Source organism: Cupriavidus sp. FW306-01-F10A, from assembly GCF_058782785.1.
In genome coordinates this window covers 124,594-145,785 of sequence record NZ_JBYSYA010000007.1, presented here as the reverse complement: position 1 = coordinate 145,785, position 21,192 = coordinate 124,594, and the positions used below count along the sequence as shown (strand labels likewise).

Annotated in this window: 24 protein-coding genes and 2 pseudogenes; 13 read left to right on the top strand and 13 right to left on the bottom strand. The window is 64.7% G+C overall.

Features of this window, described 5'->3' with window-relative positions; genetic code table 11:
• The first annotated feature begins 286 nt into the window (after positions 1-286).
• A complete protein-coding gene (locus AC3WLF_RS12820; RefSeq protein ID WP_492318092.1) occupies positions 287-676 on the top strand; it encodes a MarR family winged helix-turn-helix transcriptional regulator in 390 nt (129 codons plus the stop codon).
• Positions 677-719: 43 nt separating this feature from the next.
• Here the strand turns inward: AC3WLF_RS12820 and AC3WLF_RS12815 are convergent, their stop codons facing one another.
• Positions 720-848, bottom strand: a complete 129-nt coding sequence (locus AC3WLF_RS12815) for a hypothetical protein (RefSeq protein WP_492318093.1) — start codon at positions 846-848, stop codon at positions 720-722.
• Positions 849-1,106: 258 nt separating this feature from the next.
• On the opposite strand from AC3WLF_RS12815, the pseudogene AC3WLF_RS12810 reads away from it, so the two are divergent.
• A pseudogene (locus tag AC3WLF_RS12810) lies at positions 1,107-1,670 on the top strand (LysR substrate-binding domain-containing protein); the annotation flags it as partial.
• A 137-nt stretch (positions 1,671-1,807) separates the two neighbouring features.
• Here the strand turns inward: AC3WLF_RS12810 and AC3WLF_RS12805 are convergent.
• The 4 genes from AC3WLF_RS12805 to ilvD all read right to left on the bottom strand — a co-directional run bounded on the left by AC3WLF_RS12805 (position 1,808) and on the right by ilvD (position 6,369).
• A complete protein-coding gene (locus AC3WLF_RS12805; RefSeq protein WP_492340470.1) occupies positions 1,808-2,239 on the bottom strand; it encodes a hypothetical protein in 432 nt (143 codons plus the stop codon).
• Positions 2,240-2,405: 166 nt separating this feature from the next.
• Entirely contained in the window at positions 2,406-2,570 is a 165-nt protein-coding gene (locus tag AC3WLF_RS12800; RefSeq protein WP_492358320.1) for an RraA family protein, read from the bottom strand.
• A gap of 69 nt (positions 2,571-2,639) precedes the next feature.
• Positions 2,640-3,896 carry a group II intron reverse transcriptase/maturase gene (gene ltrA, locus AC3WLF_RS12795; RefSeq protein ID WP_492358319.1) on the bottom strand — a complete coding sequence of 419 codons (1,257 nt, stop codon included), beginning with the start codon at positions 3,894-3,896 and terminating at the stop codon, positions 2,640-2,642.
• A 613-nt stretch (positions 3,897-4,509) separates the two neighbouring features.
• The gene (gene ilvD / locus AC3WLF_RS12790) at positions 4,510-6,369 is read right to left on the bottom strand and encodes a dihydroxy-acid dehydratase (protein WP_492352787.1); all 1,860 of its coding nucleotides are present in this window, start codon (positions 6,367-6,369) and stop codon (positions 4,510-4,512) included.
• Positions 6,370-6,596: 227 nt separating this feature from the next.
• Here ilvD and AC3WLF_RS12785 point away from each other — a divergent pair, with 227 nt between their 5' ends.
• The 5 genes from AC3WLF_RS12785 (at position 6,597) to AC3WLF_RS12765 (ending at position 10,790) form a co-directional block, all read left to right on the top strand.
• The gene (locus tag AC3WLF_RS12785; protein WP_492318097.1) at positions 6,597-6,917 is read left to right on the top strand and encodes a DUF3175 domain-containing protein; all 321 of its coding nucleotides are present in this window, start codon (positions 6,597-6,599) and stop codon (positions 6,915-6,917) included.
• A gap of 85 nt (positions 6,918-7,002) precedes the next feature.
• Positions 7,003-8,025 (top strand): class I fructose-bisphosphate aldolase, encoded by a 1,023-nt coding sequence (locus AC3WLF_RS12780; RefSeq protein WP_492318098.1) that lies wholly within the window; start codon positions 7,003-7,005, stop codon positions 8,023-8,025.
• A gap of 243 nt (positions 8,026-8,268) precedes the next feature.
• Positions 8,269-8,967, top strand: a complete 699-nt coding sequence (locus AC3WLF_RS12775; RefSeq protein ID WP_492318099.1) for an alpha/beta hydrolase — start codon at positions 8,269-8,271, stop codon at positions 8,965-8,967.
• 358 nt (positions 8,968-9,325) lie between these two features.
• Positions 9,326-9,844, top strand: coding sequence for a DUF1697 domain-containing protein (locus tag AC3WLF_RS12770; protein ID WP_492318100.1), 519 nt, complete (start codon positions 9,326-9,328; stop codon positions 9,842-9,844).
• A 367-nt stretch (positions 9,845-10,211) separates the two neighbouring features.
• The gene (locus AC3WLF_RS12765) at positions 10,212-10,790 is read left to right on the top strand and encodes a DNA-binding response regulator (RefSeq protein WP_492358318.1); all 579 of its coding nucleotides are present in this window, start codon (positions 10,212-10,214) and stop codon (positions 10,788-10,790) included.
• Positions 10,791-10,924: 134 nt separating this feature from the next.
• On the opposite strand, the gene AC3WLF_RS12760 is transcribed toward AC3WLF_RS12765, so the two are convergent.
• A complete protein-coding gene (locus AC3WLF_RS12760; protein ID WP_492358317.1) occupies positions 10,925-11,713 on the bottom strand; it encodes an AMP-binding protein in 789 nt (262 codons plus the stop codon).
• Positions 11,713-11,853, bottom strand: a complete 141-nt coding sequence (locus tag AC3WLF_RS12755; protein WP_492318103.1) for a hypothetical protein — start codon at positions 11,851-11,853, stop codon at positions 11,713-11,715. Before AC3WLF_RS12755 ends, AC3WLF_RS12760 begins: the two co-directional genes overlap by 1 nt.
• A 197-nt stretch (positions 11,854-12,050) precedes the next feature.
• Here AC3WLF_RS12755 and AC3WLF_RS12750 point away from each other — a divergent pair.
• Positions 12,051-12,254 (top strand): annotated as a pseudogene (locus AC3WLF_RS12750) (SDR family NAD(P)-dependent oxidoreductase); the annotation flags it as partial.
• 83 nt (positions 12,255-12,337) lie between these two features.
• Here the strand turns inward: AC3WLF_RS12750 and AC3WLF_RS12745 are convergent.
• The 5 genes from AC3WLF_RS12745 to hpaC form a co-directional block, all read right to left on the bottom strand.
• A complete protein-coding gene (locus AC3WLF_RS12745) occupies positions 12,338-12,592 on the bottom strand; it encodes an MFS transporter (RefSeq protein WP_492358316.1) in 255 nt (84 codons plus the stop codon).
• 292 nt (positions 12,593-12,884) lie between these two features.
• Positions 12,885-13,121, bottom strand: coding sequence for a hypothetical protein (locus AC3WLF_RS12740; RefSeq protein WP_492352783.1), 237 nt, complete (start codon positions 13,119-13,121; stop codon positions 12,885-12,887).
• A 27-nt stretch (positions 13,122-13,148) separates the two neighbouring features.
• The gene (locus AC3WLF_RS12735; protein WP_492318215.1) at positions 13,149-14,132 is read right to left on the bottom strand and encodes a Bug family tripartite tricarboxylate transporter substrate binding protein; all 984 of its coding nucleotides are present in this window, start codon (positions 14,130-14,132) and stop codon (positions 13,149-13,151) included.
• A gap of 205 nt (positions 14,133-14,337) precedes the next feature.
• Complete coding sequence (locus AC3WLF_RS12730; protein WP_492318106.1) at positions 14,338-14,634, bottom strand: tautomerase family protein; 297 nt, start codon at positions 14,632-14,634, stop codon at positions 14,338-14,340.
• 111 nt (positions 14,635-14,745) lie between these two features.
• Entirely contained in the window at positions 14,746-15,243 is a 498-nt protein-coding gene (gene hpaC, locus AC3WLF_RS12725; protein WP_492318107.1) for a 4-hydroxyphenylacetate 3-monooxygenase, reductase component, read from the bottom strand.
• Positions 15,244-15,486: 243 nt separating this feature from the next.
• On the opposite strand from hpaC, the gene AC3WLF_RS12720 reads away from it, so the two are divergent.
• A complete protein-coding gene (locus AC3WLF_RS12720; protein ID WP_492318108.1) occupies positions 15,487-16,122 on the top strand; it encodes a response regulator transcription factor in 636 nt (211 codons plus the stop codon).
• Here the strand turns inward: AC3WLF_RS12720 and AC3WLF_RS12715 are convergent.
• Entirely contained in the window at positions 16,119-17,639 is a 1,521-nt protein-coding gene (locus tag AC3WLF_RS12715) for a sensor histidine kinase (protein ID WP_492318109.1), read from the bottom strand. The two genes, AC3WLF_RS12720 and AC3WLF_RS12715, sit on opposite strands and share 4 nt — an antisense overlap.
• A gap of 251 nt (positions 17,640-17,890) precedes the next feature.
• On the opposite strand from AC3WLF_RS12715, the gene AC3WLF_RS12710 reads away from it, so the two are divergent.
• From AC3WLF_RS12710 to AC3WLF_RS12695, 4 genes are read left to right on the top strand one after another with little or no spacing between them, the layout of a single operon-like run.
• Positions 17,891-19,081: an acyl-CoA dehydrogenase family protein gene (locus AC3WLF_RS12710; RefSeq protein ID WP_492358315.1), complete on the top strand. Its 1,191-nt coding sequence runs from the start codon at positions 17,891-17,893 to the stop codon at positions 19,079-19,081.
• A gap of 47 nt (positions 19,082-19,128) precedes the next feature.
• Entirely contained in the window at positions 19,129-19,497 is a 369-nt protein-coding gene (locus AC3WLF_RS12705; protein ID WP_209762072.1) for a hypothetical protein, read from the top strand.
• A gap of 4 nt (positions 19,498-19,501) precedes the next feature.
• A complete protein-coding gene (locus AC3WLF_RS12700) occupies positions 19,502-20,044 on the top strand; it encodes a nuclear transport factor 2 family protein (RefSeq protein ID WP_492358314.1) in 543 nt (180 codons plus the stop codon).
• Complete coding sequence (locus AC3WLF_RS12695) at positions 20,041-21,192, top strand: amidase (RefSeq protein ID WP_492358313.1); 1,152 nt, start codon at positions 20,041-20,043, stop codon at positions 21,190-21,192. Before AC3WLF_RS12700 ends, AC3WLF_RS12695 begins: the two co-directional genes overlap by 4 nt.

Here is a 21,192-nt window from a genome sequence, read left to right as displayed (position 1 = left end):
ACCACTTTTGTCGGGGTAGACGTCTTGTTGTTCGGTGAGGAAAGTTACCGCACGTCCGCAACATATGCAATTACATTTGTTTAGACTTAACATATCGTTTACACCTAATAAAATCACGTAGCAACACATACTTCCAAAACATGTGTATGCATAGAATCGTGGCAGAGCACGCTCAGACGGCCTTCCCAGTGCTACAATCGGTGCCGCTATGCGAAGAACGTCCAACATCCAATCGCGCGATCTCGAGCCCGTGTCGGGTTACTTGCCTTACAACCTCAGCAGGTTGATGAACGCAATGAACGCCCGGCTTTCGCGGGCGCTACGTCCCGTCGAGATCACCATTCAGCAGTTCCGCGTGATGCAGCACTTGAGATGGGTGTCAGTTGCGACAATCGGGGAGATATGCAAGGAGACGATCATCGAGCAGTCGGTGGTGAGTCGCATCGTTGATCAGCTTGAGCAACGCGGATTTGCCGTGAGGAATAAGCGCCCGACCAACGCTCGAGTGGTTGAGGTGAGATTGACGCCGGTTGGAGAGGCCGTCTATGACAAAGTCGACGTTGCGGCCAAAGACATCGCCGCTGACACGCAAGAGATCCTGACCGAGGAGGAACGTGCGTTGCTCAATGCGACGCTCGCTCGTCTGGTGACACACGTTCTTAGCCGGGACGACTAGGTTGGCAAGGCTTGGCATCTAACGTCGACGTGCCGCGACCGCTTCAACCGTAGCGCCAGGTGTCAACCAGACCGGCGTGGTTGCCGGCATCAAACATATCTTCTGACGTGGCAGGGGCATTGGTGGCGATGTCCCCTTTTTTCGCTTTGGAGAGCGAATAAATCTGCGTCAAATGGCGTCTGCCGTGCAGTCCAGCTATTCTCGTCAGCGCAGTCTCGTTAATTCCGGTTCTTGGGCGGGCGCACGGCGACGTCATTAGCTAATAACTCTTTCGGAAAACGCAGTCTGACGAATCCGGTCCCCTACACTACGGCGCTCCCCTCTTCCGTGGCAACGCTTCCGCTCAGCTAGTCGGACACCGGGCCAGGCAGTTTGGCGATCACCTTGATCTCAAACTGGAAGCCGTAGAGCCATGCGTCAGCGTCGATTCCAGCTTCACATCGGCGTCAGCGACCGGATGGTGGACGTGATTGGCGACAACGTGGATTGCGTATTGCGGGGTGGGGAGTTGACCGATTCCTCCTTGCAAGCGCGCCGCGTGGGCGAGCTAAGGCTCGGTGTCTACGCGGCCCCCGGCTATCTCGAGCAAGCGGGCACACCCATGCATCCGGGCGAACTGGAAGACACCCACCACCGCATCGTCGGATTCCTGGGAGCCAGCAGCGGCAAGGTCGCACCGGTTACGATGCAACGCGATGGCGAGAGCATCAGTGTCCGAGGCCGCTATCTGGCCGCGCTCGATGATGGCAATGCCTATCTCGCGGCGGGTCTCGCCGGCGTAGGTGTCCTTTGGCTACCGCACTACATGGCCCGGGAATATGTGGCGCGCGGCCAGCTAGTGCCGGTCTTGGAGAGCTGGCGCCTCGATCCCATGCCCATGTACGTCGTTTATCCGCCGAACAGGCACGTCAGCGTGAAGCTCAGGGTGTTTATCGATTGGGTGGGCGAATTGATGGAACGCCACGTATCGCGTTTGCCCCCGCACCATCCATGAATCGCGCGATGTTGCGCAGCGCGCTTTATCAGGCAGTCTGGCCGCGGCGGGGAGTGGCCCTTGACCAAGGGCAGATAGTCAGCTCCCGCAGGCGGATCGGATTAACCGTCCGTTTCAAGGCCCATGGAATGACCGGATCACCCACGCATCCGCAACAGATCAGCGTAAGAAACCAGCTTGCGTTTCTCATTGGCAAGCGTCTTTCGTTTGGACGCCGAGCGGGTTGGTTGGCCGCGCTCGAACTTGGCGGCGGCGCGTGCATCCTCCCGCGCGTAGGCCCGCGCGGTCTTGGCTTCCGCCTTCAGGCGTTCAGCCTCCAGCCGCGCGGCAGTGCGTTCCTCTCGGGCAACATCTTGCACGGCCGACATGATTTCGGCTCTTAGCAGATCGCGCCTTTGCCTGGCAGCGGCACGGGCAGCCTGCAATTGCTCTTTCCTCTGCCGCAGCCAGTCTTTCCCGTTGACCGGCGCAGGCCTGGCCTCTGGCGGCACGCTCAGGCGCAAAGCCCTGCTGGTTGAAACTCTCTCAGTCGGCGGCGCGCGCCGCGCATCCTGCTTCGCATCACTCACGCTGCATCACTCTCCCAGCACCACATGGCTGCGGCCCATGCGTCACTGGTTGAAAGTCCGTAAACTCATGCCAGCAACCTTACCATAGGACTGCATCTCGGGCCTGGTGCGTCCAGCTTCCTTTTGCGTGGCGGCATGAATCGCTTAAACACGCGGGCTTACGCCGTCACCGCGCGGTAAGTGCCGCGATATCGCGTACGCCGCCGTCGATCACCAGTGCGGCAATGCCCGCCGCCTCGGCCGCGACCGTCAGCACTTCGCCCCAGTAGCCAGCAAACGACCTCCTGGATCGACGGAAGGCCAGCCACGGGGCGCGTTCATATAAGAACATCGAGTCGGGTGAGGGGTCGCCCCCTCAGCCCGCTCACACCACCGTACGTGCGGTTCCGCATACGGCGGTTCACGAACGAGACTGCAAGCGCCGCTGAGTATCCAGCAGCGAGACCAGCCCCATGGCGTCGAAGTAGCTCTTTGGATAGGCTGCGCCCATGTGGCTGGCCCCGGCATTCCACCATGGGCCTTGCCCATTGCGGGCCGAGCGCCACGCGCGGTCCTCCGTTAAGCCCTGTCGACGCAGCATCACAGTGCGGGTAGCGCGGCTCTTGGCTTGCCGCCACATTACGCAGCGCAGCCGCCGCCGCACCCACCCGTCTAGTGTCTCCAACACGCCTTTCGCTTCCGTGTATTGGAAGTACCCAATCCACCCGCGCAGCACCGGATTCAGCACCGCTATCGTGTGAGCCGGGCTCCTTCCTCGCCCCTTACGCATCAGCTCCTTGATTCGCCCGGTCAGTCTTTGCAGACTCTCCGGGGCGATACGCAGCTTGGCCTGACGATGTGCGGTCACGCTGTAGCCCAGGAACTTGCGCGCCCACGGGCGCCCGCACGTACTCTTGCCTTCGTTGACCTGCAGTTTCAGCCGTTCCGCAAGGAACGCCGTCATCCCAGCCAACAGCTTTTGCCCCGCCGCTTTGCTTCGGACGTAGATATTGCAGTCATCCGCGTAGCGACAGAACGACAGCCCCCGCTTCTCCAGTTCACGGTCCCAATCCGTCAGCAGGATGTTCGACAGCAGTGGCGACAGCGGCCCGCCCTGCGGCGTGCCCTGCCTCCTTGCCTCGACCATCCCGCCACGCATCAGCCCCGCTTCCAGATACCGCCGGATCAGCTTGAGCACCCGGGAATCCTTCACTTGTCGGGCCACCCGCGCCATCAGGATGTCGTGGTTGACCCGATCGAAGAACTTCTCCAGGTCAATGTCCACCACCCAGCGCCGGCCTTCCTGCACGTACCGCTGTGCCTGCAAGACCGCCTGCTGGGCGCTGCGCCCCGGCCGGAAGCCGTAGCTCGACTCGGAGAACCCCGGTTCGTAGATCGGTTGGAGAACTTGCAGCAGCGCCTGCTGGATCAGCCGGTCCACCACCGTCGGGATGCCCAGTGTTCTCACCCCGCCCGCGGGCTTGGGAATGTCCACCGCACGCACCGCTTGCGGGATGTACTGGCCGGCCAGCAACGCCGCCTTGACGCTCGGCCAACTCACCTTCAGCCAGTCCCGCAACGCCGTCACCTCCAGGGCATCCACCCCGGCCGCGCCGCCATTGCCGACCACCTTCCGGTACGCCAGCCGCATGTTGCTTCTCTCGACCACCGCCTCCATCAGCGATGGCGCCTGCGCTTTCGTTTGCCCAACAGCCGCCGTGCCAGCCTCCGCACCCCCATCGGCCCAGGCAGGTTCCGCCCGCCTTCCTCCGCTGTGGGCTGCACTCGTTCGTGCATTTGGGCTTCGTCGGTAAGCATCGAGGTCTGTCGTCCTAATCGCGCTCGTTCGTGTTCGGCCCTTCAGCGCCAACTGCGCGCCTAATATAGCCTCTGCTGACTTCTGCACCGCCATCCCAGCGCCTCTCGACGCCGGTAGCACACCATGGCAGCAGTGCAGATCTCCCCGGGTATGACGCACCCACCTTCACGCTTATGCCTGTCGGATATACGCCGCATCGTTCCGTGCAAGTACTGGGCTTTGGCTATTTTGGCGGCCTCACCCCGCTGCGTCGCCTCGTATCCGCTTCCTGTTCGTCAGGCCAGCGCTTTGCCTCGGGCTTCCTTCAGACCCCCAGTCGCCCGGGGAACCCTTGCCTCTGGCTAACACTTCCCCTTGCCGGGTGTGTAGGGGACTTCCACCCCCAAGTAGGTGCGCCCTGCCGGGCGCACCAAAAAAAAGCCGCTCCAAAGAGCGGCCTTCCCGGCAAACGAAGTAAAGGGTCGCCCCAGGATCAGTCATCCAGCAACGACAAGTCCCGCACCGCGCCCTTGTCCGCCGACATCACCAGCTTGGCGTAAGCCTTTAGCGCAGCAGACACCTTGCGCGGACGCGCCTTGGCCGGCTTCCACCCCTTGGCGTTCTGCTCTTCGCGGCGGCTCGCCAGTTCCTCGTCGGACAGCAGCACGTTGATGGTGCGGTTGGGAATGTCGATGCGGATCTTGTCGCCGTCGCGCACCAGGCCGATGGCGCCGCCAGCCGCCGCTTCGGGCGAGCAGTGGCCGATGGACAAACCCGAGGTGCCGCCGGAGAAGCGGCCGTCGGTCAGCAGCGCGCAGGCCTTGCCCAGGCCCTTGGACTTGATGTAGCTGGTGGGGTAGAGCATCTCCTGCATGCCGGGGCCGCCCTTGGGGCCTTCGTAGCGCACGATCACCACGTCGCCGGCCTTGACCTTGTCGTTGAGGATGTTCTCCACCGCCTCGTCCTGCGATTCGGTGACGTGGGCCGTGCCTTCGAACACGAGGATGCTCTCGTCCACGCCGGCGGTCTTCACCACGCAGCCGTCGAGCGCGATATTGCCCGTCAGCACCGCCAGGCCGCCTTCCTTGGAGAAGGCGTGCTCGTAGGAGCGGATGCAGCCCTCGGCGCGGTCCAGGTCCAGGCTGGGCCAGCGCGTGTTCTGGCTGAACGCCACCTGGGTGGGAACGCCCGCCGGGCCGGCCAGGTAGAAGTTCCTGACGGCTTCGTCCCGGGTCCGGCTGATGTCCCACTGCTCCAGCGCGTCCTTGAGCGTGGGGGCATGCACCGTGGGCACGTCGGTGTGCAGCTTGCCGGCGCGCTCCAGCTCGCCCAGGATGGCCATGATGCCGCCCGCGCGATGCACGTCTTCGATGTGGTACTTGTTGGTGTTGGGCGCCACCTTGCACAGCTGCGGCACCACGCGCGAGAGACGGTCGATATCGGTCATGCCGAAGTCGATGCCCGCCTCGCTCGCGATCGCCAGCAGGTGCAGGATGGTGTTGGTGGAGCCGCCCATGGCGATATCCAGCGTCATGGCGTTCTCGAACGCCTTGAAGCCTACCGCGCGCGGCAGGACGCGCGCGTCTTCCTGCTCGTAGTACTGGCGCGCCAGTTCCACGATGCGGCTGCCGGCGCGCTTGAACAGCTGCTCGCGGTCCGCGTGGGTGGCCACCACCGTGCCGTTGCCGGGCAGCGACAGGCCCAGCGCCTCGGTCAGGCAGTTCATGGAGTTGGCGGTGAACATGCCCGAGCACGAACCGCAGGTGGGGCAGGCGGAGCGCTCCACCTCGGCCACGTCGGCGTCGGAATAAGCGCTGTCGGCGGCGATCACCATGGCGTCCACCAGGTCGAGCTTCTTGAACTCCATGGCCTTGGTGACGGGGTTGGCCAGGCGCGTCTTGCCGGCTTCCATCGGGCCGCCGGAGACGAAGATCACCGGGATGTTGAGCCGCATCGCGGCCATCAGCATGCCGGGGGTGATCTTGTCGCAGTTGGAGATGCACACCATGGCGTCGGCGCAGTGCGCGTTGACCATGTATTCCACCGAGTCCGCGATGATGTCGCGGCTGGGCAGCGAATACAGCATGCCGTCGTGGCCCATGGCGATGCCGTCATCGACCGCGATCGTATTGAACTCCTTGGCCACGCCGCCCGCGGCCTCGATCTCGCGCGCGACCAGCTGGCCCAGGTCCTTCAGGTGCACGTGCCCGGGCACGAACTGGGTGAAGGAGTTGACCACCGCAACGATGGGCTTGGAAAAATCTTCGTCTTTCATGCCGGTGGCGCGCCAGAGCGAGCGCGCCCCCGCCATGTTGCGGCCGGCGGTGGAGGTTTTGGAACGGTATGTGGGCATTTTTTATTGCTGAAGAAATATCGCAGAAAGGAAGCGGGCCACAGGAATAAGGGCCCTTGCGCGCCCGTTGCGAACAACCTCTTGAGCTGCGCCCTGGGCAAAAGCGCAATTATCCCACACCGCTCGGGCGGTCTTGCCACCACGCACCGGTCCCGCCTGAGCCCCCACGGACGGCGAGAAGTTGCCTACGCTAGACGGATCCCGATAACGCTGTGGGAGGACCGGAAATGGCCGCCACGAAATCCACCCGCAAGCCGGCAAAGGGCCGCGGCAAGACGCGGCGCTGGTCGCAGCAGGTAACCGAGCACAGCGACGCGCTGGACCTCGAACCGCACCTCTTCGCCTCGGACAACCCTGAGGAAATTGCCGCCTCGCTCAAGCGTTCCGCCGTGAGCAGCCGGCGCCGCAAGGGCACGGCGTTCCAGTCGGCGATGTCGATGCTCAATTTCTACATCAATCGCGCCGGCCGTCATCTGCCCAAGGCGCGCCGCGCCACGCTGGAAAAGGCCAAGGGCAAGCTGCGCGAAGCGTTCGGGCGGCCACCTTAGGCAGGCGCTACGCGCCCCGCCTGGCTTGCGCGACGGCGTTTTCGCGCCAATGCTTGTTCCTATGTCACCTGCACGGAGCCTGATCATGGACAGAAAAAGCGAATTGCAAGCCACCGTGGACGCCCTGGCACAAGCGGGCAAAGGGTTGCTGGCAGCCGACGAGAGCGGGCCGACCATCGCCAAGCGGTTCGAACGCATCGGCGTGGAGTCGAGCGAGGAAAACCGCCGCGCGTGGCGCAACCTGCTCTTGTCGAGCCCAGGTCTTGGCGAGTTCATCAGCGGCGTGATCCTGTACGAGGAAACCTTGGGTCAGCGCGCCGACGATGGCACGCCGCTGCCGGAACTGGCGGCGCGCCAGGGCATCGTGCCCGGTATCAAGGTGGACAAGGGCAAGATCGCGCTCGCCCTGGCACCCGGGGACGAGATCACCGAGGGTCTCGACGGGCTGGCCAAGCGGCTTGCCGGCTATCGCCAGCAGGGCGCGCGCTTTGCCAAGTGGCGTGCGGTCTACAACGTTTCGGACAAGTTGCCGGGCTGGGCTGCCGTCCAGGCCAATGCGGAAGCGCTGGCACGCTATGCCGCGATCTGCCAGGAAGCAGGCGTGGTACCCATCGTCGAGCCCGAGGTGCTGATGGACGGCGCGCACTCCATGGCGCGTTGCGCCGAGGTTACCGAGGCCGTGCTGCACGCAGTCTTTCATGCCTTGCACCGGCATGCGGTGGTGCTCGAGCACATGCTGCTGAAGCCGAGCATGGTGCTGCCCGGCAAGGAGGCCGGGCACGCGGCCCCGGCCGAGGTCGCCATGCAGACCGTGCAGGTGCTCAGGCGCACGGTGCCGGCGGCGGTGCCGGGCATCTTCTTCCTGTCCGGCGGCCAGACGCCCACCGAGGCCACCGTCAATCTGGACGCCATGAACCGGCTTGCCCCGCTGCCCTGGCGATTGTCCTTCTCCTACGGGCGCGCCTTGCAGGAGCCGCCCCTGCTGGCCTGGCGCGGCGACGCCGCCAACGCCGCGCAAGCGCAACGGGCGCTGCTGCAGCGCTCACGGCTGAATGCCATGGCCTGCCTGGGTCAATACGACGCGGCGCAGGAGAACGCCGCAGGCTGAGCTTGCCGATGCGCCTGCGCTCCTTCGGCGCAGACGCGCAGCCCCGATGCCAGCGCGGCAAATTCCGCATACCTCAGGGCCCGCGATCATGGCTCGCCCCGTTGCGCCATTGTTCCTATAGTCGTATGGGGCGCCAGGCCGAGCCTTCGTGGCATCGGTTCAAGCCGGGCCGCTCCGCCGAAGACCCACGGCTCGCCGCCATGATCGGCGAGCCGTATTCATCCACGAACAGGAGTCCAGGTCATGAGCAACAAGCCTACGGTTGTGTTGGTGCACGGGTTCTGGGGCGGCGCCGCGCATTGGCGCAACGTCATCATTGAGCTGGCACGCAAGGGGTATCCGTCCCTGCGCGCCGTGGAGCTCCCGTTGACCTCGCTGGCTGACGATGCCGAGCGCACCCGCAAGATGATTGCCCAGCAGGCAGGCCCTGTCCTGCTGGTGGGGCATTCGTACGGCGGCGCCGTGATTACCCAGGCGGGTGACCAGCCGAATGTGGTCGGGCTTGTCTATATCGCGGCCTTCGCTCCCGACGCGGGGGAGAGCCCCGGCGCAATCACGCAGCAGCATCTTCCTGCCGCAGCGCCGAACCTGGTGCCCGACAGCGATGGCTACCTTTGGCTCAACCCCGACAAGTTCCACGAGAGCTTCTGCCAGGACCTGTCGCCCGACGAAGCCCTGGTGATGGCGGTGACGCAGAAGGCGCCGCTTGCCAGCACCTTTGGCGATACCATCACCGCGCCAGCGTGGAAGAAGAAGCCGTCCTGGTACCAGGTCTCAAGCGAAGACCGGATGATCGCCCCGGAGAACCAGCAGAAGATGGCGGCCCGGCTCAATGCCAGGAAAGTCATCACCCTGGCGGCAAGCCATGCTTCGCTGGCGTCGCAGGCACCAGAAGTCGCGGCCTTGATCGACGAGGCGGCAAGCGAGGCCATCAAGGCGTAGCCACTGCCGGCGCTGCTGCGCGGGATGCAGCAGGAAATGCAAGGAAACGTCTTTACCCGGGATCAGCTCGATGCCTATTTTTCTTCTTATGTGGGCATGGAGGGGGCAACCCGGCCGCAGCGGCCTGGATTTGCGATCCAGCGCCCGCCACGGCGGGTTCGCCGCTAGTGGCGCCGCTGACGCCAGCGCATTTGCCGCAAGCCTGGGCCGCCAACTTCCGTGCCGTTCATGCACGGGACATGGCAAGGTGGCAGACACACCAGCGCATTGCTCGCATCATGTCTGCAGCCATTCGAACCAGCCTGTCTACCGTTGACCGCAAGCTGTGTGGCGATTCGCCAGCAATCACGAGATAGCCATGTCCCGATACGTTGCCTTTCTTCGCGGCATCAGCCCGATGAACGCCCGGATGCCCGAACTCAAGCGCTGCTTCGAGGCGGCGGGCTTCTCCGAAGTGAAAACCCTGCTCTCCAGCGGCAATGTCGTGTTCAACGCGCGATCGTCGTCACTGGCCAGCCTGGAGCGACGCGCCGAGAAGGCGATGCAGTCTGAACTGGGCCACAGCTTCGACACCTTCGTCCGGCCGTCCCGCTATCTCCAGGACCTCATCGACTCGGACCCTTTCGCCGGGCTCAGCCTTGCGCCTTCGGCCAAGCGGGTTGTCACCTTTCTCCGCAACCCGGTGCCGCCAGACGTGGAGCTGCCCATCGAGCGCGACGGCGCAAGCATCGTCAAGGCCAATGCCACGGAGGTCTTCAGCGCCTACGTGCCCGATCCGAAGAAAGGCCCGGTGTTCATGCGCCTGCTCGAACGCTCGTTCGGGAAGGGCATCACCACTCGCACGCTCGATACCGTCATCAAGTGTGCCAAGGCATAGGCTTCATGCGTAAGGCGGTCGTCCGACGTCTTCGAGTGCGGCACGCAGATCGTCGCCGGGACAAAGGCGTAAGGGATGTGCTTGCATCGCGCGGTTCCAGGGTGGGGCTCTGTGGCAGATTAAGGCGAATTGAGACCGATCGCGATTGAGCACCAGCTTTCGGTCGTTGGCGTCCTGCCCTGCGCGGGACGCTGGTTTCGACAGCCTCCGGCGTCCGGCCGAGGCCGGTCGCGTAACACGTTACGTTACACGTAACACCCCGCCGCGGCCGTCAGTCGTCCGCAAAGGCCGGCAGGTCCGCGTCGACCTCCCGGAAACCCGCAGCGGGCCTGGCTCCCGCGCTTGTGCGCGATGGCACGAGGCGGCCGTGCCAGAGTTGGCATTGCCCTTGCTGGTACTGGTGCAGGGCGCTGGTCACGAAGCCAGCGCAGGCAAACCGGAGGAGACAAGGATGAGCTGGACGAACCGTGGAGCGGCCGCCTGGGAGCAAGTCCTGGGGCGCAACCGCGAGGCACATGCCGTGGTGATCGACGACATGCCGGTGTACCGGCACGGAGTCATGCGCCTGCTCGGAGAAATGCCGGGCATTGGCCGGGTCGAACTCGTGGAAACGGACGCCCTGGCGGCACGCAATGCGCGCCTGCCGGCTCCGGCATTGCTTGTGTTCGGCATGCCGCCGGATCTTGCCGAAGGCTGGCACCTGCTGCGCCTGGCCAGCCTGGTGCTGAAGCCAAGGCGCCTGCTGCTGGTCTCGGACAATATGTGGCTGCGTCTGCCACCAGGCCTCGACGGCCGGTTTGCCCGCGCCCTGTCCAGGTCCGCTTCGCTCGCAACGATCGAGCGGGATGTGCGCGCGTTGCTGGACCTTCCGCCCTCTGCGGAAGCTACGCCCGGGCAAGACGCCGGGTCGGTAGCCTTCCAACGCCCGTTCCACGTGCTCGCGTAAGCCGTTCATGCGGCCACGGATACCGGCAACAGCCGCACGCTTATAGAGCTGTAGCGTTGAACGAGACCCAGCACCAGCGTTGACTGCAGCGCGCGCCCCTCCTGAAGAGGGTGAAGCCATGCTGGCATACCTCGCTATTCAAACACGATTGTGTCCCCGCAACTCGAGAACGAATTCACTTGCCACAAATGGCGGTCTTCGACGGAGGCACGACGGATCTTCAGGCTCGGCGTCAAGTCGCCGCTCTGCACGCTCCAGCGCTTGCGGACAACCACCATCATATCGAGCCTCTCATGAGCCGGCAGTTGCGTGTTGATCCGATGGCGCAACTGTTCCAGGGTCCGCGCCACGGCTGCGCATGCTCCCCGCGCCACGAACTCGCGGGCCGCCTGGTTCAGCATCAGCAGCGCAAACGGTTGCGTGCGGCCAGCCCCGGTCACGCAGGCAGCTTCGATCCATGGATGGCTGGTCAGGCTGGCTTCGATTGGTGCCGGGTTGACAAAGATACCCTTGGCCGTCTTGAATGGATCATTCATGCGACCGGTAATGCGCAGGAACGCACGGGCGTCTATGTAGCCACGGTCGCCGGTCTTGAAGTAGCCGTCTGGCGTCAGGCTGTCGGCCGTCAGGCCGGATTCCTTGTAGTACCCAAGCATCTGTGCTGGACTCTTGACCAGGATCTCGCCGTTTGGCGCAATACGGCACTGCACATCGGGAGAACACTGTCCGACATATCCTTCGCGCGCGCTACCCAAGCTGTTGAAATGCGAGTATCCGAAATTTTCCGTCATCCCGTAACCCTCGAGCAACTCCAGGCCAAGCCGGCGATACCAGCGCAGCAGGTATGTGGGCACCGCGGCTGAACCGATATATGCAATCCTGACGTCGGCAAGACCCATTGCACGCAGCAGCTTGCGCCGCATCAGGCCTGAGAGCAGCTCTTGACAATCTGCGGCACCCAGGTGCTGATCATTCCCAGCGTGTTGGTTTCCGGGCTCAGTTCGGCGTCGTCCAGCATCACCGGCGCCGTTTCCATCATCGTCGCCACGGCGAACGGCTTCAACGAGGGAAGCAACGACGTGACGATCAGCGTCCTGAATCGCCCCGGCTTTCGTGGAGGCTAGTTGGTTTAAGTCAGGCCGTGGCGGCCTGCTCGGTAAGTTGCCGATAATACGTTGCTTCGGCTTCGGCTTCGGCTTCGGCCGGTGGCACGTACCCAATGGAGCCGAGCAGCCGGTGATGGTTGTACCAGGACACCCAGTCAACAACGCCGGCATCCTGCGCGACAAGTCATTCAGCAAGCTCGAGATCGCCGACATCAAGGCCGTGCTGGACGTGCACCTCATGGGCTCGATCTACTGCACCAAGGCCGTCTGGGAAATCATGCGCGCCCAGGAGTATGGCCGCATCGTGATGACCACTTCGTCGTCGGGCATGTTCGGCAACTTCGGCCAGTCCAACTTTGACCAGCAGGAAATAGGCCACGGCCAGTTGCATCACCGGCAGCGAGCACAGCGTCTTCGCCAGCGACACGTCATGCGCCTCCGCTAGGCGCCGAGGGCCGACGTCACAGGCATGGCGATCATGAAGAACGCGTTGGCGCGTGCGCGATGCGCCGACGGGAACCAGAACATCATGTACAGCAGGACGCCGGGCAGGAAGCCCGCTTCCGTGATGCCGACCAGGATGCGCAGGACGTAAAGGCTGTTGGCATCCGAGGCGAACATGGTCGCGGTCGATGCAATGCGCCACGCCACCATGATGATCGCGACCCAGCGACGCGCGCCGAGCTTGCCGAGCATGATGTTGCTCGGCACCCCGAAAAAATGTAGGCGCCATAGAGCACGGTCGAGGCGAGGTTGAACTCCGTTGCCGAGAGGCCGAGGTCGCGCCCCATCGTCAGTCCCGCGAAGCCGATATTGATGTGGCCTAGGGATGAGAGCATGAAGAGGACGAACAGGAAGCCGATCAACCGGCGGTAGATCTTTCCGACCACGCGTTCGTCGGCCATGGCGTCTGCTTCGCGGAATCTTTCCTCCGGCAACGGCATGGCAGGGGCGGGCATGGCATCGATCGTGGGATCGCTACCTGGTCTCATGACTTGTCTCCCTTGTGGATTGGCCACGACAACCGTGGTGGGCGTACGCCTTTGTCAGGCCGTGTGCGATGCGCAGACGGCCCGGTGTCGCGTTTCTTGCTTTCATAGCCAACGTAGTTCCAGGTGTTGGCGAAAAAGTGCTCCTGTTCCAGCGGGAACAGCTCCGGGTCGATGTAGACGTCGCGGTGCGCGCGGTCACGCACGGCGTCTCGGTTGTCGCCGTACCTGCTCATGCCAAGGTCTCCTTGCTCGCGTGCGAATCAATCCAGCTTGATTCCGGCATCACGGATCACGCGTCCCCACCGCTCACGCTCGCTGCGCGCATAGGTGGCGAGCTCGGCCGGCGTGCTCGGCGCGGGCTCGATGCCAAGTGCCTGCAGGCGCGCCTTGATGGCCGTCGTGCCGAGCGCCTCGACCAACGCTTTGTTGAGGGCGGTGACTGCCTCCCGCGGCGTGGCCGTCGGCACCACCAGCGCCTGCCACGCATAGGCCTCGAAGCCGGCCATGCCCTGCTCGCTCAAGGTCGGAATCTCGCCCATCGTCTTGAGCCGTGAGGCACTGGCCACGCCGATCGGCTTGACCTTGCCCGACGTGATGTAGGCGCCCCCACTCGAGGTGTCGACGAACATGAACGGCACCCGCCCGCCGATCAGGTCCAGCAGCGCCGGCGCCGCGCCGCGGTACGGCACGTGCGTAAGCTTCAGTCCTGTTTGCTGGCGGAACAGTTCGGTCACCAGATGGTGCGGGCTGCCTGGTCCCGGCGAGGCGTAGGTCATGCCCTCCGGGTTGCGTTTGGCCCAGGCAAGAAACTCCTTCAGGTTCGTCGCCGGCACGTTCGGCGCCACCACCAGCACCAGCGGAAAGCGAGCGATCGATCCGACCGGCGCGAAGTCTTTCTCCGCGCTGTAGGTGAGCTTGCTGTAGAGCGATGGGTTGGCGGCCAACATCGCCGAATCGGCGGTCATCACGACGTTGCCGATGTCCTTGCTCTTGCCGACGTAGTCGGCTGCGATATTGGAGCCGGCCCCCGGCTTGTTGACGACGACGATGGTGCGGTCGAGCGTCTTGCCCATCGCTTCGGCCAGCATGCGGGCGACAACATCGGAGCCCCCGCCAGCGGCATAGCCGACAACCCATTCCATGGGCCGTCCCTCAGCGGCGAGTCCCGCCAGCGGCACCAGCAGCGGAACGAAGAGGGCGAGCAACCGGCGGTAGAACCTTCGGACTCCGCGTTCGCCGGCCATGGCGTCTGCTTCGCGGAATCTTTCCCCCGGCAACGGCATGGCAGCGGCGGGCATGGCATCGATCGTAAGATCGCTATCTGGTCGCATGACTTGTCTCCTTTGTGGATAATGGCCGCGACAACCGTGGTGGGCGTGCGCCTTTGTCAGGCCGTGTGCGATGCGCGGACGGCCCGGTGTCGCGTTTCTTGCTTGAGTGACTGGAGGCCTACCGGCCAAGCGCCTTCGCGGTCTGGCCGCCGATGGCGTAGTCGGTCTTCGGCACGTCGAGGAACATCACCCTGACCGAAGAGCGGTCGACGCCAAGCGCATTGACCGCGGCGTCAGTGACATCGGTGATGAACGCCTCCTTCTGCTGCTGCGACCGGCCTTCGATCAGGTAAATCTGCACGACTGGCATTGCCTCTCTCCTTTCATGAAATTCCCAGCGCAGCGTATGACGTACCGCGGGGGTGCGATATTGGGTCGCGTTTGCGCTCGCATAGAGGATTCTGGCGGGGCGCATAGGTAATTCCCTTAGACCCGCGCCAGTTGGTGATGCCGCCCAACAGGGCGACGATGGAACCGCGTTGCAAGAACGTGCCCCGGCGGTGCGCTCGGCACAAAACGGCAGGCGCTATCTCGCGTGCTGCACGCGGTGAAAATCGCGGTTGAAATACACCAGGCTCCCGCCTTGGTGGCCGACCGCGACACGATCGAGCGTGACGAAGATGACCGAGTGGGAACCCACCTCCTTGCAATCGCTGATGCTGCCTTGCAGCTTGACAATGGCATCGCGCAGGGCCGGCTGGTCGGCATCGCCTTCGTCCCAGATGTCCCACGCGAAACGGTCTTCCATGGGCACCTGCGTCATACCGGCGAAATGCCGGGCAAGCTCTTCCTGTTCGCTATTCAACACATTGACGCACAGCCGGCCATTGCGTTGGAAGATGGCGTGCGAGGCACTGCCCCGGTTCACGCAAACGAGGATGGTCGGCGGTGAGTCCGTTACCGAGCACACGGCGCTGGCGGTGATACCGCACCGGCCTGCCGAGCCCTGTGTCGTGACGATGTTGACCCCGGCGGGCAGGTGCGCCATGGCCTGGCGGAAATCTGTTTGATTGACGGCATTCATCGGGGGGCCTCCCTACGTTATCGGCTTCGCTAAAAGCGTAGGGCAATGCCAGGCGTGGCCGCTATTCATGCGAACCACCCGGATTGGCAGGCTAGTGAGAGGCCATCTACGTGTTTTCTTTATCCTGGTAGTCAGCGGGCTTGGTGTACCCTTGACACTTCAAGCACCCGACCGGGCAGCCCACTCAGATGTGCACCCGCCGACCCGTTGGTGCGGTACGTCATACACGAAAGCGCCCCCGACATGACTGCTTCCTCGGCTATCGTCTACATCGTCGACGATGACAAAGAACTCCGTACTTCCCTGGCATGGCTCCTTGAGACGGTGTCGGTCCAGGCCGAGTGCTTTGCCGGCGCGCGGGACTTCCTGGCCGCCTACGATCCCGAGCGCCCTGCGTGCCTGGTGCTGGACGTCCGCATGCCCGAGACCGGCGGATTCCAGCTGCAGGAAATGCTCAACGCGCAAGGCGCAACGCTGCCGATCATCTTTGTCTCGGCGCACGGGGATATTCCGATGTCGGTGAAGGCGCTGCAGCACGGCGCGATCGACTTCGTCGAGAAGCCCTACAACCCGCAGCAGATGCTCGAGAAGATCCAGGGGGCACTGAAGCGGGCGATCCAGTTGCACGACTGCGCCGAGCAACGCAAGAAGATCCGCGCGAAGCTGGACAAACTCACCGCGCGCGAACAGGAAATCCTGCGCCGCGTGCTGGACGGGAAGGCGAGCAAGGTGATTGCGGACGAACTGCACATCAGCGTGAAGACCGTCGACGTCCATCGCACCAAGATCCGCGAGAAACTCGGCGTGGTGAGCACGGCCACGCTGGTGCGTGAGGTGATGGAGGTCTGGGCGTCGGGTTCGGGCGGCACGCCGGGCTAGCTGGCGCGGCGGCCTGCGGCACGGCGCCTGCGGTCGGCAGGGCTCGCGCACAGTGGCACGGAAAAGGCGAATGACGTGCCGTAGGGCACGCGATTCTGCGCCCAGATGTCGCCGCGATGCCGCGATACGATACTCTTGCAGAGCGCGAGCCCGATCCCGTTGCCGCCCGGCTTGCCGGAGAAGAATCCGTCGAAGATCCGCTGACTGTCTGCATGCGGCAGCCCGCGCCCCTGGTCGTGCACCGAGAGGATCGCCTTGTCTGCGGCGGCGCAGGTTTCGATGCGCAGCGTGCGGCGGTCGCTGGGGAGCGCCGCCATCTCCTCGATGGCGTTGAACGCGATATTGAGGATCACCTGACCGATCAGGACCTTCTCGCAGCTGATCGGCAACGGGTCGGTGGATAGCGCCAGTTCGAGCCGCACATCCGCTTCCTCGCACTTGAGGGAGATGAAATACGCGCTGTCGTTGACGATGTCGTTCAGGTTGGCCAGCACTTCGGCCTGTTCGAGCTTGACGACATACTCGCGGATGCTCTTGATGATCAGCGACGCATGCTCCACCTGGCGGGCCGCCGCCTCGAGCCCGAAGCGGATCGGATGCGGATCGGCATGGTTCTTCGCCAGGCGCATCGACGCGCCCTCGATGAAGTTGCGCGTTGCCGCGAGGGGCTGGCTCAGCTCATGCGCGATCGTCATCGCCATTTCCCCCATCGCGTTGTAGCGGGCGAGGTATTCGATCTCCCGCTCCCGCTCGCGCTCCAGGGATTCGGCCTCGACCTGCGCCGTGACGTCGCGAAACAGCAGCAGGTAGCCGCTGACATCGTCCTCGATCTCTACGTAGCGCATGGCCGCCTGATGCCACTGCAGCTCCCCCGTCGCGGTCCGCACGCGGTACCGCGTGGAAAAGGAGCCCCGGGTGGTCGCATCCGGCGGCACGTTGTCGCGCAGTAAAGGCATCAGGGGAACTTCGCAGAAGGTGTCAAACGTCGTCCCGAGCACGGCTTCCTCGGCACGCCCGAGGATCCGGCACCCGGATTCGCTGACGTACACCACGCACCCGCCGCGATCCACCACCACGACGCCTTCGGCCAGGTCATGCATGAACTCCCTGAGCCGGCTTTCCGAGCGCCGCAGCTCACGCTTGAGCGCCTCCTCCGCCGAGATGTCCCGGAACTGCACCATCAGCACGTCACGGGACTCCAGCGACACACGCGTGGCGATGGCCTCCGACAGGATCTCGTTGCCGTTCTTTGCCCGGTAACACCATTCGATCACGCTCTGGCCCGTCCGGGCCGCGTCATCCAGCCATTTGAGCCCCACCTCGCGCCTGTACTTCGCCGCGCTGCTGGTCATGTCGGGTGCCTTAAGCGCCGGAAACTCTTCCAGCGTAAAGCCCAGTGTCTCGCGCGCCGCGCGGTTCGCCCAGAGGATGGACTTGGTGTCAGCGTCATGGAGGATCACGCGCAGGGTCAGCGCCTCGACCATGCGATAGAAGTCATCTTTGCCGAATGAGTACATGGTGGTTCCTGCGCGCGGAAGCTCGCCCGGAGGCCACGGCCGCGCTGGTGAATAGGTCCATCCCGAAGCGTACCGCCGGGACAGCCCGGACCCGTATAGGTATTTCCTTTACCCGGCCCCGGGAAACCGTGCGGCAATGCACGCCCCGCTCCAATTGTTTGGCCCCCTGGGCCGTCGCTAGACTGGTTTCAACGGTCCACACCGTCAGAGCCGGTTCCCGAGCCGGCCCACACCATCCACAGGAGACAACTATGTTGCATTCCGCCGTGTCGGAAAGCCTCCTCAACCAACACCCCGGCATCGCTGCGCCCCAGGCCACCGATGCTGGGCCGCGCCCGGACCTGCTCGCCCGCGTACTGGACGAGGTCCGCGCCCGCCGGGACGAATTCGACGCGAAGCGGCACGTGCCGCGGGATATGGTATCCCGCCTGAAGCAGCTCGGTGTCTATCGCGCGGCCACGCCGCGGTGCTTCGGCGGCGATGCAAGGTCGCCGTCTGAATTCCTCAAGCTGATCGAGACGATCTCCGAGGCCGACGGCTCCGCCGGATGGGTCGCGAGCTTCGGCTCGGCCGCGGTCTACCTTGCAGCGCTGCCCCGCGACACCCTCGCCCGCCTCTACGCAAATGGGCCGGACATCGCGTTCGCCGGTGGCCTGTTTCCCATCCAGCCAGCCGAGAAGGTCGATGGCGGCTGGCGCGTCAATGGACTGTGGAAGTTCGCGAGCGGCTGCAAGGGCGCCGACATTCTCGGCGTGGGCATCGGCGTCGGCGACGGCGGCAAGCCGCGCACGGCCGTGCTGATGCCCGAGGATGTGGAGATCGTCGAGAACTGGGAAGTGATCGGGCTGCGCGGCACCGGCAGTCATGATCTTCGCGTCAGGGACGTATTCGTCTCCGATGCGTGGACCTTCGTGCGCGGCGGCACGCCTTCCGTAGACGAACCGCTCTACCGCTACCCGTCCCTCGCCTACGCGGCGCAGGTACTGGCGGTGGTCAATCTTGGCGTCGCCCGCGCGGCGCTGGATGAGGTGTCGCGGATGGCCGGCGGCCGCACCGGCATTACCGGCGCGCCGAAGATGGCCGACCGCCCATACCTGCGCATCTCCGTGGCCAAGGCGGAAGCCGAGCTGCGGTCAGCGCGCGGCTTCTTCTACGAGACCACCGAGGCGGCCTGGGATTCGATCCTGAACGGCGACGCCGTCTCTGCCGAACAAACCAGCCTGGTGCGCCTTGCGGCAGTGCAGGCCACGCGCGCGGGCGCATCCGCTGTGCAGGCAGCCTACCTGCTCGCGGGCACGGCCGCGATCTACGACGGGCACCCGCTGCAGCGCTACCTGCGCGACGCGATGGTCGTGACCCAGCACGCGTTCCTTGGCGAAGGACTGTACGACGCCGCCGGCGCCGTGTGCCTGGGCGTGCCCCCCATGCCGGGGTACATCTGACCCGCTACATCGTCCCTCCTTCCACCATAGAACCACCTGGAGTCCCCATGTCGCAACCTGCCCAAACTCCCCTGCGCGTCCTCTTCTGCATCGGCATCACCCAGAACTTCTTCGACTTGCCGACGGGCCAGGGCATCGAAGTGTGGAAGGGATTCAGCGCCATGATGAAATCCATGGCGGCACTGCCCGGCGTCACGATCCTCGGCGCCATCGACGATGACCGCCTGATGGTCGGCCCCTCCACGACGTCGCCATGGACCGTCTACATCATGGCCGACGTCGTGGACTATGCAACCGTCGTCGCCGCCTGCAACCTGTTCCGCACCACGCCGGTCGGCGAGCATAGCCTGTGGCGCTACGCCAAGATCGAGGCGCGCGTGGGTCGCGCGCTCGAAATCCCCGCCGAGGCGGCCTGAAGCCATGACGCAAGCGCAGTGCATCGCGCAGTCCGGCGAGACCGGCGCCGCCGCGAGTCTCCTGGCAACCCGGATCGCCGCGCTCGAAGCCCAGAACGCGGCGCGACGCACGCTGTCCCGTTATATGTCGTTGTGCGACGTGCCGGCGCCGAACGATGCGCGCGACGGCGAACTGGAAGCGCTGTTCACCGGCGACGCCGTATGGGAAGGCGTCGGCGCCGAGTACGCCACGGGGTTCGGCCGGCACGTCGGACCGGCCGCCATCGCCAACTTCCTGCGCAGCTACCTTCCGCCCTCGCCGCATTTCCTGCGCAACGTGCACTTCCTCACCAGCGAAGCGATGGCCGCGGAAGCGGGCGTTGTGCGCGGCCACTGGATCATGCAGCAGCTATCGGTCCATGCCGGCGGGAAGACCGAACTGATTTCGGCACGCCTGGCCGTTGAATTCGCGGTCGACACGGACGGAACCGCCCGCATCAGGCAATTCCAGACGGAGCGGTTGTCGTGCCTGGAGGTCGCGCTTGCGCGCACGGAGACTTTGCAATGACCGCCTTCGTCTCACGCATCCGCCTGGGGGGCTCCGGTCCCGCCATCGCCATCAAGGATTGCATCGACATCGCGGGCTACCCCACGGCCGCGGGCAGCCGGGCGCTGCGCGACGCACCGCCCGCAGCCGAGCACGCGGAAGTGGTGTCCCGGCTTCTCGATGCCGGCTGGTCTATCGTCGGCAAGACCACGATGCACGAACTCGCCTTCGGTATCTCGGGCATCAATGACTTCGCCGGCACACCGGTCAACCCCCAGGCTCACGATTGCATTCCCGGCGGCTCTTCCAGCGGCTCCGCCGCCGCGGTAGCCGCCGGCGAAGTGCGCATCGCGCTGGGCACCGATACCGGCGGATCCATCCGCATGCCCGCAGCCTGTTGCGGGGTCGTTGGCCTGAAGCCGACCTTTGGCCGCGTCAGCCGACGCGGTGCGCATCCGGCCGAGTCTTCGCTGGATTGCGTTGGACCCTTTGCAGATGACGTCGCCGGCATCGTCGCCGCGATGGCGGTGATTGCGCCGGGCTTCGATCCATTGCAGGCGCACGGTGCCGGGCGGTGCTTCCGCATCGGCCTGCTGGACGAGGTGCAGGCGGACCCCGCGATTCTCGAAGCCGTCGCCAGTGCGCTATGCAAATCAGGCTTCTCCACGCAGCGCGTCCGACTCGACGGCATGAGCGCCGCTTATGAGGCCGGCATGCAGATCATCAGTGCCGAGACCTGGGCGGCCTTCGGCCACCTGACCGGCTCGGATGCATTGCAGGCCGATGTCGAGCAACGCCTGATCGCCGCGAGCCAGGTCGGGCGCGACGATCTGTTGCAGGCCGAAGTCGTGCGCCACGCATTCATGGCGCAGGTCGACGCCGTGTTCGACGAAGTCGACGCGATCGTGCTGCCCACGCTTCCCGGATTGCCCCCAACCCTTGCCGCAGTCCGCGAAGGAGCGCCGATCCTTGGCCTGACCTCGCTGGTGCGGCCCTTCAACCTGAGCGGCCATCCCGCACTCACCCTGCCCGTGCCGCTGCCCGGCGTCCCCGGCATCCCAATCAGGGCCGGGCTCCAGATCGTCGGACGCAAGCGTGACGACGAAACGGTCTGCGCCATCGCCACCCGGATCGAGCGCGCGGTCGCTGCCGATGGTGCCTCCCACTGA

Excerpts from the sequence above, each read along its gene's own strand:
- AC3WLF_RS12770 (WP_492318100.1), top strand. The coding sequence starts at position 9,326 with ATGTCCCGATACGTTGCCTTTCTTCGCGGCATCAGCCCGATGAACGCC.
- AC3WLF_RS12710 (WP_492358315.1), top strand. The coding sequence starts at position 17,891 with ATGTTGCATTCCGCCGTGTCGGAAAGCCTCCTCAACCAACACCCCGGC.
- AC3WLF_RS12730 (WP_492318106.1), bottom strand. The coding sequence starts at position 14,634 with ATGCGCCCCGCCAGAATCCTCTATGCGAGCGCAAACGCGACCCAATAT.
- AC3WLF_RS12705 (WP_209762072.1), top strand. The coding sequence starts at position 19,129 with ATGTCGCAACCTGCCCAAACTCCCCTGCGCGTCCTCTTCTGCATCGGC.
- AC3WLF_RS12735 (WP_492318215.1), bottom strand. The coding sequence starts at position 14,132 with ATGGCCGGCGAACGCGGAGTCCGAAGGTTCTACCGCCGGTTGCTCGCC.
- AC3WLF_RS12720 (WP_492318108.1), top strand. The coding sequence starts at position 15,487 with ATGACTGCTTCCTCGGCTATCGTCTACATCGTCGACGATGACAAAGAA.
- AC3WLF_RS12745 (WP_492358316.1), bottom strand. The coding sequence starts at position 12,592 with ATGCTCGGCAAGCTCGGCGCGCGTCGCTGGGTCGCGATCATCATGGTG.
- AC3WLF_RS12775 (WP_492318099.1), top strand. The coding sequence starts at position 8,269 with ATGAGCAACAAGCCTACGGTTGTGTTGGTGCACGGGTTCTGGGGCGGC.
- AC3WLF_RS12785 (WP_492318097.1), top strand. The coding sequence starts at position 6,597 with ATGGCCGCCACGAAATCCACCCGCAAGCCGGCAAAGGGCCGCGGCAAG.
- hpaC (WP_492318107.1), bottom strand. The coding sequence starts at position 15,243 with ATGAATGCCGTCAATCAAACAGATTTCCGCCAGGCCATGGCGCACCTG.
- AC3WLF_RS12820 (WP_492318092.1), top strand. The coding sequence starts at position 287 with ATGAACGCAATGAACGCCCGGCTTTCGCGGGCGCTACGTCCCGTCGAG.
- AC3WLF_RS12760 (WP_492358317.1), bottom strand. The coding sequence starts at position 11,713 with ATGCGGCGCAAGCTGCTGCGTGCAATGGGTCTTGCCGACGTCAGGATT.
- AC3WLF_RS12740 (WP_492352783.1), bottom strand. The coding sequence starts at position 13,121 with ATGAGCAGGTACGGCGACAACCGAGACGCCGTGCGTGACCGCGCGCAC.
- AC3WLF_RS12800 (WP_492358320.1), bottom strand. The coding sequence starts at position 2,570 with ATGTTCTTATATGAACGCGCCCCGTGGCTGGCCTTCCGTCGATCCAGG.
- ltrA (WP_492358319.1), bottom strand. The coding sequence starts at position 3,896 with ATGGAGGCGGTGGTCGAGAGAAGCAACATGCGGCTGGCGTACCGGAAG.
- AC3WLF_RS12700 (WP_492358314.1), top strand. The coding sequence starts at position 19,502 with ATGACGCAAGCGCAGTGCATCGCGCAGTCCGGCGAGACCGGCGCCGCC.
- ilvD (WP_492352787.1), bottom strand. The coding sequence starts at position 6,369 with ATGCCCACATACCGTTCCAAAACCTCCACCGCCGGCCGCAACATGGCG.
- AC3WLF_RS12715 (WP_492318109.1), bottom strand. The coding sequence starts at position 17,639 with ATGTACTCATTCGGCAAAGATGACTTCTATCGCATGGTCGAGGCGCTG.
- AC3WLF_RS12695 (WP_492358313.1), top strand. The coding sequence starts at position 20,041 with ATGACCGCCTTCGTCTCACGCATCCGCCTGGGGGGCTCCGGTCCCGCC.
- AC3WLF_RS12780 (WP_492318098.1), top strand. The coding sequence starts at position 7,003 with ATGGACAGAAAAAGCGAATTGCAAGCCACCGTGGACGCCCTGGCACAA.